The sequence below is a fragment of the Arthrobacter sp. 05T410 genome, assembly GCF_056396505.1.
On record NZ_JBFTLP010000026.1, the window covers coordinates 39066 to 54176 of the forward strand.

Below are 15111 nucleotides of genomic sequence, written 5' to 3' on the forward strand. Positions count from 1 at the left end.
CCTTCCGAATCGCCACTGTGGAAGGAAAGTTGTGTCACCTGGTTCTGAAACGATGCGGCACGACGGGGATTCGATCTACGCCCAGCTGCGCTCTGAAATCCTGGCCGGTGCAATTGCTCCGGCCACTCCGTTGCGGGAAGTTACCTTGGGGGAACGCTTCGGTGTCTCCCGCACGCCGGTGCGCGAGGCTCTTCGCCGCCTCCAGCACGACCGTCTTCTGGATCGCGGCGCCCGTGGACTGCAGGTCCATCAGGCAACACCCCAGGAAGTCATCCAGGTCTATGACGTGCGGATTCTTTTGGAACAGGAGGCGGCCGGGCAGGCGGCCCTGTCCCACGACATCACTGACATTATGCAGCTCGAAGGCCTGGTGGAACGTGACCGCGCACTTTCGGAGCCGGATGACAACACCCGGGCGTCGACGAACCTGGAGTTCCACGCAGCCGTCTGGGCGGCTGCGCACAATCCCGTCCTCCAGGATCTCCTGCAGCGGCTGTCCACCCACCTGATCCGCACGCCGCACTCGACTCTGTCTGTGGGAGAGCGTTGGGACGAGGCCCTGGCCGAGCATTCGAAGCTGGTCGCGGCCATCACCGCCGGCGACGAAACTGGTGCGCGGAACACCGCACGCGAACACATGGAGACAGCCCGTCGGATCAGGCTCGACCTGCTGCGGAAATCGGCCTCCCACTAAGATCACCGCCAGGCTCTCCGGCTAGCTCTCCGGGCCCCGATGCGCCAGCTTTTCTGCCTTCTCCCGGGCATCAGCCCGGTGCTGCCACCCTTGCGCCCACCGCTGCCATTGGTAACTGCCGCGGCGGTGGGCGAGACCTCCACACCCATCCAAGACTCGTAATGACTTGCCGTGATTGCGGTCACCATGCCACACTGTACTTCACTGTATACAGTCGTATTCCATCAAAGGAGATAGATCATGACAGCCATCACGGAGACGGACACCGTCGTTGAGTTCCGCGGAGTCGGCAAGCGCTTTGGCAGCATGCAGGCCCTGACCGGCATTGATTTGTCGGTGCGCCGTGGCGAGGTGGTCGTCATCCTGGGCCCGTCAGGGTCGGGCAAATCGACGCTGTGCCGGTGCATCAACCGGCTCGAAGCGATCGACGAGGGCCACATTCTCATCGACGGCCACGAACAGCCGGTGGAGGGCAGGGATCTGTACAAGTTCCGTACCGAGGTGGGGATGGTCTTTCAGTCCTTCAACCTCTTCTCCCACAAGACCATCCTGGAGAACATCACCCTCGCCCCACGGAAAATTCTCGGCCTGGCCAAACAGGCGGCAGAGACGCGGGCCCACGAACTGCTCGCCATGGTCGGCATCGCCGACAAGGCACACAGCAGGCCTGCCCAGCTCTCCGGAGGCCAGAAGCAGCGCGCGGCCATCGCCCGCGCACTGGCCATGGATCCCAAGGTCCTGCTCTTTGATGAACCGACGTCGGCGCTCGATCCGGAATCCACCCGCGAGGTTCTGGCGACCATGCGGAGCCTCGCGCAGAGCGGCACGACGATGATCGTCGTGACCCACGAGATGTCGTTCGCGCGGGCCTTCGCGGACCGGATCGTGTTCATGGCCTCCGGAGCCATCGTGGAAATTGCCGACCCTGAAACGTTTTTCACCTCCCCTTCCTCGGACCGGGCCAAAGCCTTCCTCTCCTCGGTCCATTAACAGCACCTGTGCAACGACGCACCCACCCTAAGGAGTCACCATGAAACGCGAGCACTTCCTGCCGGCCCTGGCCATCGCCGGCGCATTGGTCCTGGGCACCACAGCCTGCGGCGGCAGCACCCCGGCCGCCGAGACCCAACCGGCCCGGAGCTTCCCGGCCAACAGCACGATGGACAACATCCAGAAACGCGGCAAAGTGATCGTCGGGGTCAAATTCGACCAGCCGCTCTTTGGCGTGAAGAATCCGGTCACCGGCAAGATGGAAGGCCTGGACATTGAGATGGCCAGAATCCTGGCCAAGGACCTCACCGGCAGTGCAGAGAATGTCGAGTTCGTTGAGGCGGTCACCAAAAACCGTGAGGCGTTCCTGCAGCAGAACAAGGTCGACGCCGTGATCGCCTCCTACGCAGTGACGGACGAACGGAAGAAAGTCGTCAGTTTCGCCGGACCCTACCTTGAGAGCAACGTGGCCCTGCTGGTACGCAAGGACGACAGCTCAGTGAACAAACCCGAGGACCTGGTCGGAAAGACCGTGTGTTCCACCACCGGCGCCCGCGCGGCCCAGCTCATCGGTGCGGCCGTGCCCGCGGCCAACGTGGTCCTGTTCAGCACCTACAGCGAATGCGCGCAGGCACTGAAGGATAAGAGGGTCGACGCGGTGACCACGACCGAGGCGATCCTGCTCGGTGTCCAGTCCCAGAATCCGGATGCCTACCGCATCGCGGACGGCCATTTGGCCGACGCCGAGGAATTTGCCATCGGCGTGGCCAAGGACGATGCAGCATTTCATGACTACCTCGATCAGCTCCTGACCAAGGCCATCGCGGACGGGGACTGGAAGAAGGCCTACGACGCCACGATCGGCCAGGTCAAGCCCGGCGACGTTACCCCGCCCAAAGTAACGCTGTAGGGATCCGCTGATGTCATTCCTTCTCAATCACCTCGGCGATTTTGGCCAGGGCGTGATGGTGACTCTGGGACTCGTTCTCCTGGGTGCCGCCGGTTCGGTGCTCCTGGGGACGCTGCTCGCCGCACTGCGGACCAGCCCCATCAGGACGGCCCGGGCTGTTTCCTCGGCCTACGTGCTGATTTTCCGGAACGTGCCGCTTCCCGTGCAGATGGTGCTGTTTGTCTTCGGACTGCCGGTCCTGGGCATCCAGTACTCGCTCTACGCCTCGGCCGCCATCGTCCTGGTGCTCTACACCGCGCCGTTCGTAGCCGAAACCCTGCGTGCGGGCCTGAACACCGTGGACCGCGGCGAGCTGGAAGCCGGGCGCGCCCTGGGCTTCGGGCCGGTGGCCTCACTGAAGCTCATCGTCCTCCCGCAGGCCTTCGCCACGGTGACCAGACCGCTTGGCAACGTCTTCATCACCATGGTCAAGAACACCTCGGTCGCTGCCCTGGTGGGGGTATCCGAACTGACGTTCCTTTCGGACAAGATCGCGGTGGATGAGGCACAACCGTTCATTATCTTCGGCGGGGCCGCCCTCTGCTACCTCGCCATCGGGCTGGTCATCGGCCGGCTCGTATCCGCAGTCGATCAGAAGGTGGCGTTCAGCCGATGAGTACCGTATCGCTTTTTGACCCGGCCGGTCCGCGCGCCAAACGCCGCCACCTGCTCCTGGAAATCCTCACGGCCCTCATCGTGATCGCCGGCGCCTATCTGGTCTTCCGCGTCCTCTATGACAAAGGCGAGCTGAGCGCCGCGGCGTGGGCCCCGTTCGCCGAGCCCGGGCTCTGGGCGCTTCTCGGCCAGGGGCTGTGGAACAACATTGCGGCCGCAGCCGTCGGCATGGTGCTGTCCATGATCACCGGATGCCTCCTGGCCTTCGGACTCGTCTCCACACACGCACCTCTGCGCCGGACCTGCCGGGTCTACACGGACGTCTTCAGCAGCATCCCCCTGCTCCTGCTGCTCTACTTCACGTCCCTGGTGCTGCCCAACTACGGCCTCAAACTCGGGGACTTCTGGTTCCTGGTCATCGCGCTGACCCTGTACAGCGGGGCTGTCATCGGTGACCTGCTGCGCTCCGGGATCCTCGCGCTGCCGCCCGGTCAGGCCGAGGCCTCCCTCGCACTGGGTTTCTCCCACGTCGGGACGCTGCGCCTGGTCCTGCTCCCGCAGGCCCTGCGGTCCATGAGTCCTGCCCTCGTGAGCCAGCTCATCATCCTCTTCAAGGGAACGGCTCTGGCCTTTGTGCTCGGCGGCTACATGGAACTGCTGAGGTCCGCCACCGTCATCGGCCAGTACTACACCCGGTCCCTGCTGCAGGCCCAGTTTGTTGCCGCGCTGGGATTCCTGGTCGTCAACATCGCCCTCGGCGCCCTCGCCGTGGCCCTGGAGCGCCGCCAAAACCGCCTCGCCGCCGAGGAACCGCTCCCGGTAACAGCGGCAGAACCGGACCCCGTACCGGCCCACCGCTAACACCCCCGGGCCGCCTCTACCCCCAAATCACCCCTGCCAAACTGTGTATACAGTCGAATACTTATGAATTCAACATGAAGGAGACAGAAAACAATGGCTGATCAGAACGAACCTGCAGCGGGAAACCTCACCGAGGCCGACGTGATCGTCGTCGGCGGCGGAAATGCCGGATTCACGGCGGCCCACGCCGCTGCCGTCCGCGGGCGAAAAGTCATCCTGCTCGAAAAAGGCACCAAAGACATGGCCGGCGGCAACAGCTTCTACACCGCCGGCGCCACACGCGTCGTTCACAACGGCCTGGATGACCTCCAGGGCCTCGTGGAACCGGACGAACGGCACGGCCGGACCGTCGTTCCGCCCTACAGCGCTGAGGAATACGCGTCTGACCTGGAAAAGGTCACCGAAGGCCGGAACGACCCGGCACTGACGGAAGTCCTCATTGCCGAGAGCCAGTCCACCCTGCGGTGGCTCAACAGCCTGGGCCTGAAGTACCGCCTGATGTACGAGCGTCAGGCCTTCGAGCGTGCCGACGGGTCCTACCTCTTCTGGGGCGGCCTGCACGTGGGGAACGTGGGCGGCGGCGAAGGCCTGATCGAAGACCACACCCGGGTCGCTGCAGAGCTGGGCATCCAAGTCAGGTACGGCCACGCGGCCCAAAGCCTGATCGTTGAGAACGGCCGTGTAGCCGGCGTCGTCGTCAACACCGCTGAAGGGGGGCTGCGCCTGAGGGCAGAATCCGTGATCCTCGCCGCCGGAGGCTTCGAGGCGGACCCGAAGCGGCGGCGGGAGTACTTGGGCGAAGGCTGGGAAAACGCCAAGGTACGCGGCACTCCCTACAACACCGGCGACATGATCGCCGCAGCGTTGGAGATCGGCGCCACCAAGGGCGGAGACTGGGGCAGCTGCCACAGCGTCCAGTGGGATGCCTTTACCGCCACCAACGAAAGCAACCGCGAACTCACCAACCGCCTCACCCGGCAAAGCTACCCGTTTGGAATCATCGTCAACACCGACGGCAAGCGTTTCCTGGACGAGGGTGCCGACTTCCGGAACTACACCTACGCCAAGTACGGCAAGGAAATCCTCAAGCAGCCCGGCTCGGTTGCGTACCAGATCTTCGACGCCGGCCTTCGGCCCATGCTGCGCAGCGAAGAATACGAGATGCCCGGCATCTCTGTCGAGGTCGCCGACACCCTCGAGGACCTGGCCGTCAAAATCGGCATTGACCCGGAAAGCTTGTCCAAAACCGTGACGGACTTTAACAGCTCGATCGAGCGCTCCACCCCGTTCGATCCCAACGTTAAGGATGGCCGGAAGGCCGCAACCGAACCGGTCAAGAGCAACTGGGCCGCCCCGATCGAAACCGGACCCTTCTACGCCTACGGCGTCACCTGCGGAATCACGTTCACCTTCGGTGGCATCAAATCCGACACCCACGGCCGCGTCCTGGACGCAGACGGCAAGCACATCGAAGGCCTGTTCGTGGCAGGTGAAATGCTCGGCGGACTATTCAGCGTCAACTATCCGGGGGGCACCGGACTTGCTGCCGGGTGCGTCTTTGGGCGGCGGGCGGGCGTCCTGGCGTAGGGCACGGATCCACTGCACTTCTCCTCAAAAACCCGGGCGGGCCACCGCAGGCCTCACTCGCTCTGACGCTCGTCGCGGTGACCGGGACTGAGGGAGAGCCGGCTCTTGACGGCGAAAGCTCCCCGGGAGATTTGCCCTGATGTTCCGGACCAAAACGGGTCTCCCGAGCGGACCATCACCACCGACTGCCGGCCCTATGCCCGGCACAGATGGGCGCTCTTCCCGCACTCCATCGCAACAGGCAGCCCGATAGTCGGGCGTGGGAAGAGAACCCATATGGAGGAGGCAGGGTGGCGGAAACGCCGCCCTGCCACCTCCCCCGACGCTCACACGATTCCGACACCGCAGTCGCCCCCACCCAAGGACAACCCATGACGCCCCGATCGTCCGGATCTCATACAGAAATCCGGAAACCCGCCCCCATTGCCAACTGGTCCAAGCTCTCACGGGCCGACTACGTGCAAATCCACCAGCACGGGGAAGTCATCGCTACCGGGCGCATCGACATGCTGGCAGCTGACGGCAGCGTGCTTTGGCTCCATCTGGCGGGCGGCAACGAACGCGCCATCTTTCTCCAGAGTGACGGTCTAAGGATCTACCGAAGCCACCGCAGCGCAGCCAACTGACGGAAGAGCTTCATCCGAGGACCGTGCTGGTGCTGCAACGCGCGGCCCGACAACAGCTGAACCGGATCATGGAACCGGGCCACCAGATACTCGGCTAACGTCACGATGACCAGTTCAGAGTGCAGAGGACTTCTGACATTCCGTGCCTCGACTGCTGAAAATGACAACCTTCGAAGCCCATGGCTGAAAGACCACGCTGTCTCAGTAATTGATCGTTATTGAGAACGGTGGGACCACCCCTTTGGCTCCTTATGCGCGCTATCGTGTGGCATGAGCTGTGGAGTTGGTCGCTCTGTGGCGGCGTTTTTTGGTCGGTCCGTGTCGCAACAGTGCCCGTAAGGCGAGCACCTATTCCCAATACATCGCAGCCGCACGTGAGCAGAGGCGCATCTCATGACCGCCGACACGAAACGCCGAGGCTAGTCGACGCACCGGATCGCGTCGCAGACGTTCACGGCTGGGCGTGACGCTCCAACGCGTCCAGAGTCGTCTCGGGCGATGTGTTGAAGCAGAAGGTGATTCCGGGCGATTCCGCATTGCACACGTTGATGATCCGTTCGAAGAGCTCGGTGTACTCCGGGATCATCCTGATGCCGCCCCCGATCATCACGAGGCCGAAACGATCACGACCGAACGCCGAGCGAATCTCTGCTTCGGCCTCGTCCGGGGAGGTGCCGATCAGGCAGTTGACGGCGTCGAAGCCGGCGGCCGTAGTGGCCCCGAACCCCGCTTCGATCCGTTCGGTCATCGTGGCCTCGTCGAGGCCAGGAGGCAGCTTGCTATAGTCGAGGGCTCGCGCGTGGATGCCGATCATGAGGATTCGAGTCATGGGCCTCATTGTGGCATGCACCCGAAACACTTGGCTGCGGGCCCGCTGGATCCTTGCTCGACCCGCCCCGCCCCAGATGAGCTGTTCCTGTAGTGCAGAGGACTCGTGACGTTCCGTGCAGACGACTTCGGAAAATGACATTGGTGGGCCGGTTCCGGTTTGCAAACCGCCCGTTAGACGATCCCCCACCGCGACACCGTCCGCCCGCACTGGCGCTGCGAGAAATCAGATACAGATACTGGAAACTTGGATTCGCGCATGCCCCGCCCGCAAAACTGTCCCGCTCAGGTTGGACAATCGCGACAGTTGCACCCCTGCCCGCGCAGATCATCGGGCTACGCCCGGATCTCCACCAACGAACAGGACCTGACAGCGCCACGCTTTGGCTGGGTGTCCCCAGGGGGCCCGATCTATTTCGACAATGGCTGACCGACAGGAAAAAGAAACGGCCAGGACCAAGCGAAAGCCGTGGCGGCTGTTCGAGCCGGCGTCACCAAACGCGATAGGTTGGCCCGGCTCCTGCCCGCTGCTCGAGAACATTGCCGAGGACACAACGAAAATTTCCCAGGAGTTCTGGCTGCCGACAGGGATGACCATAGAGTTTTTGATCCCGAAGTCGCAGCAAGTCAGGCCGTTCCAGGCGCTCCCGGCCATGAAGGAGTACACGGCAACACCGCTGTCCACGCCAAGGGAAGGAGCCGCCAGACCGCAACGGCCACCAACAAAAATAGGCCCCCGCAGGGGCCCATAAAAGGAGATTTGTACACACTCAGCGGCCCACAAGCCCCTGAACAGGGAAAACACGTGCCCGAGGTGGGACTCGAACTGCATTCCCTCCCCCGCAAACACTGGACTTCCGCGGAAACATGCGGAATCCGGCCCGAACCGGCCCCAGTACCACCCAGTCCGAAGCCCAAAGTGTGTACTTTGTACACCCCCTCTTGCTACAAGGGGGCGCGTCATGCCAGCCCGACACTCATTGTCGGGTGTTTTGACGGCTGCCCTTTACAACGAATATTCGTGGCGTCGTGTTTCTCACAGTGCAAACTTGAGCAAACCTTGAGCAAACGTAGGATTGAATCCTGAATCCTGTGCAGCAGGATCAAAGCAACCGGGGACTGCCGGTTCTCGGGTGCCTTCCATGGCCGAAACGCCGGCAGCTGCTTGCGGCGGACAACCGAGGCGGACTCGGAAGTGGGAAGTCCGCGATCTTCCACCATGTGGGGCCGCTGATAGAGAGCAAGGTGAAATGCCATGACCAACGATGATCGTCCGTCGGGAATCTCGGACGAAGACGAGCCAGACCCTGCCATGCCGTCTATGGGCGCGCTAGTCATCTGCACTTGGCACGAGCCAGACCAGACTCCGGGCTTTCGCGCCAGGATAACCTACAGCCAGGCACCGGGCGATGAGCCGAGCACTGTCGCCACGGCTGATCCGGACAAAGTCCTAAGCGTTGTGCGCCAGTGGCTCTCCGCCCAGCCTATCCCTCCCAGCGACGTCTAGATATCTCTCATTCGATTGCGGCTTGGCTGCGACGAAATGTCCGCAACGAGGCGCCGAATGGCCTCCGAAGGGACAAGGCCCATCTCCTGCTTCAGTGTCGCTTGATACTTTTCGAAGGCCCGAAGCGCGGCAGTAATGTTGCCCTGCTGCAGTTCAGCCTGAATGAGAAGTCCAACCGCACTTTCACAAAGCGGTTCGAGTTCCAGTGCTGCCTCCGAGGCTTCCAAGGCAGACTCATAGTCACAGCGCGCCAGCGACTCGCGAGCAATGATGTGGAACGCGTGGAGCCGGTCCTGCCGTAACCTGCTCTGTTCAAAGAGCACCCAGTCCTCATACCAGCCCGGGAGCAATTCGGCGTCCCGTAACTGGCGCAGACAGGAGGCCACATTTCCATTGAGCCCAGCTCGGCTCAGCTCCCGGATCTGAGCCCGGACCCTGTGCAAGTCGACATCCACCAATTCGCTGAGGGACAGCACGGCTCCCCGGTTGACCAACAGGCCTGGGACCTGCCGCGAGACCAGGTGCATGCTCACCCGCAGGCTTTCCAGGGCCCTGGACTCGCGACACTCAGGCCATAACAGACCGACAAGGTAACTTCTGGGACGTGGACCGTTGATCGCCAGCGCAGCAATCAGCCGTTGTTGACGCCCTGCAACGGGCACGACGTCGGTGTCCCGGCGAAGTTGCCACGATTGAAGCAGGCTCAACTGAAAACCATAGCCGTCATTGCCCATGGGTACCCCCAAGTCCAGCGTGGGTCTGAAGAGCTGGAAACCTATGTATCAACGACTTTCCGCAGTTCGGAGTGTGATGTCAATGGCCTGCATCATCTGGCGGTTTTGTGAAGGGAAATAGCTTGAGCGGGGCACCCTGGCATATCGTGCACAACAGTGACCGCCATTAGACCCTAGTGACCGCCAGTGCGGCCCTACGGCAGCGCCTATGCCCGGACCAGAGCTATCTCTTGAACTCGATTCGGACCGAATTGTCGTCCGGGAGCACTATCACCGTTCCGTCCCTCGCTGTCCAGCCGTCATGCAGGAAGAAGAAACGTCCGCCACTGAGCACCAGCAGGCGCAGACCGTCATACCGGTAGAGCGCTGTGTCCCCGCTACCCACTTTCACCTCCTTGACGGCGTCCGACCCGATACCCAGCGGCTTGTGTGAATAAACCTCCGCCCGGGGCATGTACTGGACTCCTTGCTCGAAGTTCATTGCCAGCCGACAGGCCCAGTGCCTGGGCATAGTCCGCCGTGCCCCAGAAGAGCAGCAGCGTCACGATGCTCAGGACCAGGGTGGTTTCCACTGCCCGCTGCTCAGTGGTGAGCGCTGGCAGTTTGCCGTCCCGGCCCAGACGGCGGAGGCGAACGCACCACGTGGCCACGAGCACGCCCAGGGCCATCAGGTACGGCGTGAAGAGCGCCGTCTGCGCAGGCTCGAGGATAGCCAGCAGAAGACTGATGCAGACCAGGAGACCACTGAACAGAGCGGCAATGCCGGCGGTTCGTACGATGATCGCCCGGCCGCGGTCCTCCTCGATCCGGCGGCGCAGCAAACGGTCCAGGGCCACCCAGACTACGCTGGCGACCAGAAGGCAGACGAGCGGCAAAAAGAGCGCGTTGATGCTGATCAGGATGTAGTCCTGCACAGAGTAGCCAAACAGGCTCACGTTCAGGCCCATCTGGGCCGCCTGCGCGTCCGCTCTTGCCCAACCGAAGTAGAACAACAGCGCCGTCGCCACCGTGATTGGCGGGCCGATCGCCGAAATAACCCCAAGCGCCCGGGACCATGTGGATCGCTCGCTCCCGTTGTCCTCCGTCATTGGGTGCTGCCAGGCGACGGTGGGCACGTGCTCTGGTCCGCCGCATACTCGAAGGACGCAGATCCCTTCACGGACCAATCGGCGTCGGCGATAGTAACGTCCACCGTGGTGGGCGCACCCGGCACGGGAGCTGGTGCCTGGAAGTAGAACTCATCGAACGGGTAGTTGTTGTCCTGCGGGCTCCTGCAATGCCGCACCTGTGCCGTGGTGGTGCCTACGTTGACCGTACGGAGGGTTCCCACGGGGAGACCGCCGAGAGTCCCGACCAGGACGATCGCATCACCGGCACAGACGGAAATGGGCGGCGAGTCCCCCGCGTCGTCCTCAAGGAATTGAAGGTCTGGCTGGCAGGCGGTGCCTGAGACGGCGACGAGCTTGAACGGCGCATCCGGCCTTGCCTTCGGAAGGCCGCAACGTCCCGCAACAGTTTGTAGGCGACTACGGACCAGCAATCAGAATTCCCCAGGTTTGGACTTGCCATCCTCTCCAGAGCCGACGCGCCCTTGTCCCAAGCGGCCTGGTCACCCTCCAACCCCAAGCACAGCGACTTCGCCACTTTCTCCATCGTATCCAGGGGTTCGTCGAATCCCTGGAGATTTCCGCAGTCCCTGTCCCTTAACCGCACGTACCAGACCGGATCACCCGGGCCACCGGGCCAATCGGCAGCCAGTTGAGTACGGCGGCCTCCGGCGCGGGGGGCTGGCCGGGGGCCGGCGGACCGGGCGGCAGTACGGGAGGCTTCGCCGGGGGCGGCGGAAAGGGCTGTTCCCCTGCAGTCGGGGATTGCGGCTGATTGGGGCCGTCGCCTGGGCATCACCTGGTCCATTCGAGGCGCCGCCGGCTCCGCCAGGGACCGTCCCATCAGGGGCGCCCGTCCCGGCCGATTTGTCCGCGCCCGCGTCTGCGGAAGTGCCGGGCGTGCTGGAGGCCGAGCCGCCGCGGTCGTCGTTCATCGTCACACACGCGGAGAGACGTAAGGATAAAATCACCGCCCAGACAAAGGCGATTGGACGGGGGCTGTAGGAGTGCATCTCGTACCAGCACTATCTCGGTTTGTGGGCCGCTCAGCACCTGAGGTCAGTGAAATCTGAATGTGCTGCGCCCTCCATGGCCTGTGCGAGGGCACCTTACCCAAGTCGGGTGTCTGAAACCCTTTCCACCCACGTTTCCGGAGTGTTGTTGTATGTGACACCGGTCCCTCAAGCGGCTCCGGCGGCGGCAGAGCCGGGGGTGGATTTGCCGGTGGGCATTGAAGCACCGGGCGCGTGCGGTGGTAAGCGTCCGACTGCGTGTGAACGGTGGCTGAGCCGGCGGGACCCTTTTCATGCAGTACTCGCAGGAGGTCAACCGGTGTCGCGGCAACCCTCAGCCCCCAGAGGACCTCCGCGAGCAATCCACTCCGACTCCGTCGCCATGCTCTCAGAGTGGCATTCGGTCGTTACTGCGTGCGGGTCGACCGTTGTCCGGACCGCCGTTCTGGCCCCTACATGGTGCTTACACCAGCTTTAAGAATTACCCGAGAGCAATAACACTGCTGTAACGGCAGGGATAGTAGTTTGCTCCATGGATCAGGCGTCCGGCCGGATTGGTTCCAAGGGAATGCGCGATAACCGATCTCCCCCGCTGGTGGAGGTTGGCCGTTAGTCCTAACGCTTCGTACGGCGGATTTTGGAGCCTAGTCCGCTTGATTGCGTGATAACGCCTAGATAGATGAATGCCATACCGCAGGGATCCAACTGGCGGCCGCCGAGCGACCCATCCTGGAACACTCTCAGAACACCGGCTCCCGATGGGGGCAACCACACGCACATCAGTCGAAAGCAGGCAGACAATGCCGCGGAATCTCAGCGACCTTCCCTGGGCCGCACTTCTCAAACACAATGGCTATCATCCGTCGCCGCGCGACTGGTCCGACCAAGTCTTCTATTTTTTCCTCATAGACCGCTTCTCGGACGGCAACGAGGAACTGCCGGGAGGAAGTCCGATGTACTCCGCGGGCGATAACGGCAATGCCATTGGAACCGAGGCCGACGCCGCCGGCTGGCGTGCAGCGGGTGCGGTCTGGCAGGGCGGCACGCTTCAGGGCGCGCGGTCAAAGATCGGCTACCTGCAGCGCCTCGGCGTGACCGCACTGTGGGTGAGCCCTGTCCTCCGCCAGCGGCCCGGCGTGAATGACTACCACGGCTATGGGGCACAGAACTTTCTAGAGGTCGATCCGCACTTCGGCACTGACGCCGACCTGAAAGCCCTGGTGGCGGATGCGCACAATGCGGGAATCTACGTCATCCTAGACGTGGTGCTGAACCATGCCGGAGACGTGTTCGACTACGACGCTGCGAACCCGCGCTGGACGGGCAGCCCGATCAAGGTTGCAGGATGGAGGGACAAGGACGGTAACCCGAACCTGCCTTTCCCCAACAAGGTCAACGATCTCGACGCCGCCGTCTGGCCGAGCGAACTGCAGGCGGACGGTATTTTCACCTGCAAGGGACCTATAGGCGACTGGGACCATGATGCGGACCAGTACACCAACGGAGACTTCTACGGGTACAAAGACATCCACCACGGTTCCGGCCCCATCGACCAATACCAGCATTCGGCAGCACTCGAAGCCCTCGCCGAGGCATACCAGTACTGGCTCGTCTACGCAGATCTGGACGGCTTCCGGATCGACACCGTCAAACACATGGACCCCGGCGCCACACGCTACTTCAGCTCGGTGATCCACGAGTTCGCCCAAAGCATCGGAAAGGACTCATTCTTCCTCGTCGGAGAGATTCCCTTCGACAGGGCACAGGCGATCAATCTGGTCGACACCACAGGGCTGGATGCCGCTCTCGGCCTGGACCATCTGCAGGACAGGCTCGAGTTTTCCGTGAAGGGCTGGATCGACCCTGACCAATACTTCTCCCTTTTCAGCAACTCGATTCAGGTCGAGAAAGAAAGCCACGCATGGTTCCGCGCGCACGTGGTCACCTCCTACGGCGACCACGACCATGCACAGCGATGGAACGGGAAGCGGCGCTTCGCCGCCGACCCCGAGGGCCTCGCCCTCGAACTCGCCGCCCTGGCGCTGAACGCTACAACGCTAGGCATCCCCTGCGTCTACTACGGCAGCGAACAGTGCTTCGACGGTTCCGGGGACAACGACCGCTATATACGCGAAACGATGTTCGGCGGAAGCTTCGGCCCTTTCCGCAGCAAGGGCCGGCATTGCTTCAACCCGGAAACCCCCACCTACAAAGCCCTCAGCCAGATACTTGCCATCCGACGCCAGGACATCGCGCTGCGCCGCGGCCGCCAGTTCCTGCGCCCGATCTCCGAGGACGGAAGCTCCTTCTGGTACCCCCGGCGCATCGGCGCCGGCAGGATGACCTCGATCGTGGCCTGGGGCCGGATCATGTCCAACCGGGAAGTCGTCTGCGCGATCAACACCGACACTGACCGGAGCCGGTCGGCCTGGGTGACAATCGATGCCGGACTGCACGCTGCCGGGGACAAGTACCGGTATGTCTATTCCACCGATGCGGCCAAGGTGGGCATTCCAACGGCGGCCGAAGCCCGGAACGGCCTGGCCATCCATATAGAGGTTCCGCCTTCCGGCTTTGTCATCCTGGCACCGTGAGCCGGCGAACCTTGAAGAGCTTAATCAGCCCGACAGCGCCATTAAACGACTCGATCCGCCAGGCTCACGCCGATAGAGTTGAGACAATACAAACCGGCCTTCAAACCGCGTGAAAAACATCATCCCCGAGAGTCAACAAAACTCGACCAGTCCCTCGATGCAGAGGCGTGAGTGAAAGCCGTCCTTGCGAGAGCATGAGTCCTAGTTCGCTGCTGCAAGGTCGGTGTTGGTTAGCCATCCGATCACTGGATTCGATTCCTTGCCGTTGGTCGTCACGAACACGTCGTGACAACCCGCGATGGAACTCATTTCCCGGCGAGCATCCGCGATGACGGCGGTGGGCGGGACGAATCCAATCGCTTCCAGCATTTTCTTGTGCTGCGGGCTGTTGAGCAGTTCCAGCATTGTTTCTGTGAGCGTCATCGGATCCTTCGGCGGTTTAAGGTTGCGGGCGAATGAGTCGATGGTGGTCTTGTGAACGACGTACAGGACGGCTTTTGAATCGTTGAGAATCGGCACGCGAGCGACGCCTGCCGCCGCCATTACGCTATAGAGTTCCCCGAGCTGCACGTCTTTCACATCACCCCCTGCCGGAAGATCATGGGCGGTCATCCGCGCTGCCGGAATCATCACGTCCATGACGGGTGTGCTGGTCAGGCCACCGAGCAGCCGCGCCGTGCTCTCTGCCGCGGCGCTCATGTTTTCCCGGGTGAAGTAGAACGCCAATACGGTCCCTACCCAGGTGCTCAGTACCGGGATCGTGCCGGCGTAAACGAGCCGTGTCATGTCCTTGCGATCAATGCCGTCGGCGGCAACTATTGCTGTCACGGAGACGATAATGATCCCCACCAGGCCCGCTCGGGACTGCTGAAGGTTTAGTTGACAGCTGTGGTTGATATTTTCTTACGCGGCTGAGGCCGCGTTTTTTATTGTCTCAAACTCGATGGGTGTCAGCCGTCCTAGGGCACGTTGACGGCGTTTTCGGTGGTAGCTGCGCTCGATCCAGG

The 15111-nt window shown here is 62.5% G+C and carries 14 protein-coding genes; 8 read left to right on the forward strand and 6 right to left on the reverse strand.

Going from position 1 to position 15111, the window contains the following annotated elements:
- Window positions 1–31: 31 nt before the first annotated feature.
- The 7 genes from AC1DFR_RS20195 (at window position 32) to AC1DFR_RS20225 (ending at window position 6322) form a co-directional block, all read left to right on the forward strand.
- Entirely contained in the window at window positions 32–694 is a 663-nt protein-coding gene (locus tag AC1DFR_RS20195) for a GntR family transcriptional regulator (RefSeq protein WP_476850858.1), read from the forward strand.
- Window positions 695–934: 240 nt separating this feature from the next.
- Window positions 935–1684 carry an amino acid ABC transporter ATP-binding protein gene (locus AC1DFR_RS20200; RefSeq protein ID WP_476850859.1) on the forward strand — a complete coding sequence of 250 codons (750 nt, stop codon included), beginning with the start codon at window positions 935–937 and terminating at the stop codon, window positions 1682–1684.
- A gap of 40 nt (window positions 1685–1724) precedes the next feature.
- Window positions 1725–2594: a glutamate ABC transporter substrate-binding protein gene (locus AC1DFR_RS20205; RefSeq protein ID WP_476874307.1), complete on the forward strand. Its 870-nt coding sequence runs from the start codon at window positions 1725–1727 to the stop codon at window positions 2592–2594.
- 10 nt (window positions 2595–2604) lie between these two features.
- Window positions 2605–3249, forward strand: a complete 645-nt coding sequence (locus tag AC1DFR_RS20210) for an amino acid ABC transporter permease (protein WP_476874308.1) — start codon at window positions 2605–2607, stop codon at window positions 3247–3249.
- Window positions 3246–4109: an amino acid ABC transporter permease gene (locus tag AC1DFR_RS20215; protein WP_476874309.1), complete on the forward strand. Its 864-nt coding sequence runs from the start codon at window positions 3246–3248 to the stop codon at window positions 4107–4109. Before AC1DFR_RS20210 ends, AC1DFR_RS20215 begins: the two co-directional genes overlap by 4 nt.
- 93 nt (window positions 4110–4202) lie before the next feature.
- Complete coding sequence (gene tcuA, locus AC1DFR_RS20220; protein ID WP_476874310.1) at window positions 4203–5696, forward strand: FAD-dependent tricarballylate dehydrogenase TcuA; 1494 nt, start codon at window positions 4203–4205, stop codon at window positions 5694–5696.
- A gap of 371 nt (window positions 5697–6067) precedes the next feature.
- Window positions 6068–6322, forward strand: a complete 255-nt coding sequence (locus tag AC1DFR_RS20225; protein ID WP_476874311.1) for a hypothetical protein — start codon at window positions 6068–6070, stop codon at window positions 6320–6322.
- 451 nt (window positions 6323–6773) lie between these two features.
- On the opposite strand, the gene AC1DFR_RS20230 is transcribed toward AC1DFR_RS20225, so the two are convergent.
- The 5 genes from AC1DFR_RS20230 to AC1DFR_RS20250 all read right to left on the reverse strand — a co-directional run bounded on the left by AC1DFR_RS20230 (window position 6774) and on the right by AC1DFR_RS20250 (window position 10721).
- Window positions 6774–7151, reverse strand: a complete 378-nt coding sequence (locus AC1DFR_RS20230; protein ID WP_028275079.1) for a hypothetical protein — start codon at window positions 7149–7151, stop codon at window positions 6774–6776.
- Window positions 7152–8653: 1502 nt separating this feature from the next.
- Complete coding sequence (locus AC1DFR_RS20235) at window positions 8654–9391, reverse strand: AfsR/SARP family transcriptional regulator (protein ID WP_476872170.1); 738 nt, start codon at window positions 9389–9391, stop codon at window positions 8654–8656.
- A 223-nt stretch (window positions 9392–9614) separates the two neighbouring features.
- Window positions 9615–9776: a hypothetical protein gene (locus AC1DFR_RS20240; RefSeq protein ID WP_476872171.1), complete on the reverse strand. Its 162-nt coding sequence runs from the start codon at window positions 9774–9776 to the stop codon at window positions 9615–9617.
- Entirely contained in the window at window positions 9769–10479 is a 711-nt protein-coding gene (locus AC1DFR_RS20245) for a hypothetical protein (protein WP_476872172.1), read from the reverse strand. The genes AC1DFR_RS20240 and AC1DFR_RS20245 overlap by 8 nt, the downstream gene beginning before the upstream one ends.
- The gene (locus AC1DFR_RS20250) at window positions 10476–10721 is read right to left on the reverse strand and encodes a hypothetical protein (protein WP_476872173.1); all 246 of its coding nucleotides are present in this window, start codon (window positions 10719–10721) and stop codon (window positions 10476–10478) included. The genes AC1DFR_RS20245 and AC1DFR_RS20250 overlap by 4 nt, the downstream gene beginning before the upstream one ends.
- A 1589-nt stretch (window positions 10722–12310) precedes the next feature.
- Between AC1DFR_RS20250 and AC1DFR_RS20255 the strand changes: the two genes are divergently transcribed.
- Window positions 12311–14104 (forward strand): alpha-amylase family glycosyl hydrolase, encoded by a 1794-nt coding sequence (locus AC1DFR_RS20255; protein WP_476872174.1) that lies wholly within the window; start codon window positions 12311–12313, stop codon window positions 14102–14104.
- A gap of 201 nt (window positions 14105–14305) precedes the next feature.
- Here the strand turns inward: AC1DFR_RS20255 and AC1DFR_RS20260 are convergent, their stop codons facing one another.
- Window positions 14306–14932 carry a hypothetical protein gene (locus AC1DFR_RS20260; RefSeq protein WP_476874312.1) on the reverse strand — a complete coding sequence of 209 codons (627 nt, stop codon included), beginning with the start codon at window positions 14930–14932 and terminating at the stop codon, window positions 14306–14308.
- Between the last annotated feature and the right edge of the window lie 179 nt (window positions 14933–15111).

Coding starts and splice junctions, on each gene's coding strand:
- AC1DFR_RS20200 (WP_476850859.1), top strand. CDS start 935: ATGACAGCCATCACGGAGACGGACACCGTCGTTGAGTTCCGCGGAGTC.
- AC1DFR_RS20205 (WP_476874307.1), top strand. CDS start 1,725: ATGAAACGCGAGCACTTCCTGCCGGCCCTGGCCATCGCCGGCGCATTG.
- AC1DFR_RS20210 (WP_476874308.1), top strand. CDS start 2,605: ATGTCATTCCTTCTCAATCACCTCGGCGATTTTGGCCAGGGCGTGATG.
- AC1DFR_RS20215 (WP_476874309.1), top strand. CDS start 3,246: ATGAGTACCGTATCGCTTTTTGACCCGGCCGGTCCGCGCGCCAAACGC.
- tcuA (WP_476874310.1), top strand. CDS start 4,203: ATGGCTGATCAGAACGAACCTGCAGCGGGAAACCTCACCGAGGCCGAC.
- AC1DFR_RS20225 (WP_476874311.1), top strand. CDS start 6,068: ATGACGCCCCGATCGTCCGGATCTCATACAGAAATCCGGAAACCCGCC.
- AC1DFR_RS20230 (WP_028275079.1), bottom strand. CDS start 7,151: ATGACTCGAATCCTCATGATCGGCATCCACGCGCGAGCCCTCGACTAT.
- AC1DFR_RS20235 (WP_476872170.1), bottom strand. CDS start 9,391: ATGGGCAATGACGGCTATGGTTTTCAGTTGAGCCTGCTTCAATCGTGG.
- AC1DFR_RS20245 (WP_476872172.1), bottom strand. CDS start 10,479: ATGACGGAGGACAACGGGAGCGAGCGATCCACATGGTCCCGGGCGCTT.
- AC1DFR_RS20255 (WP_476872174.1), top strand. CDS start 12,311: ATGCCGCGGAATCTCAGCGACCTTCCCTGGGCCGCACTTCTCAAACAC.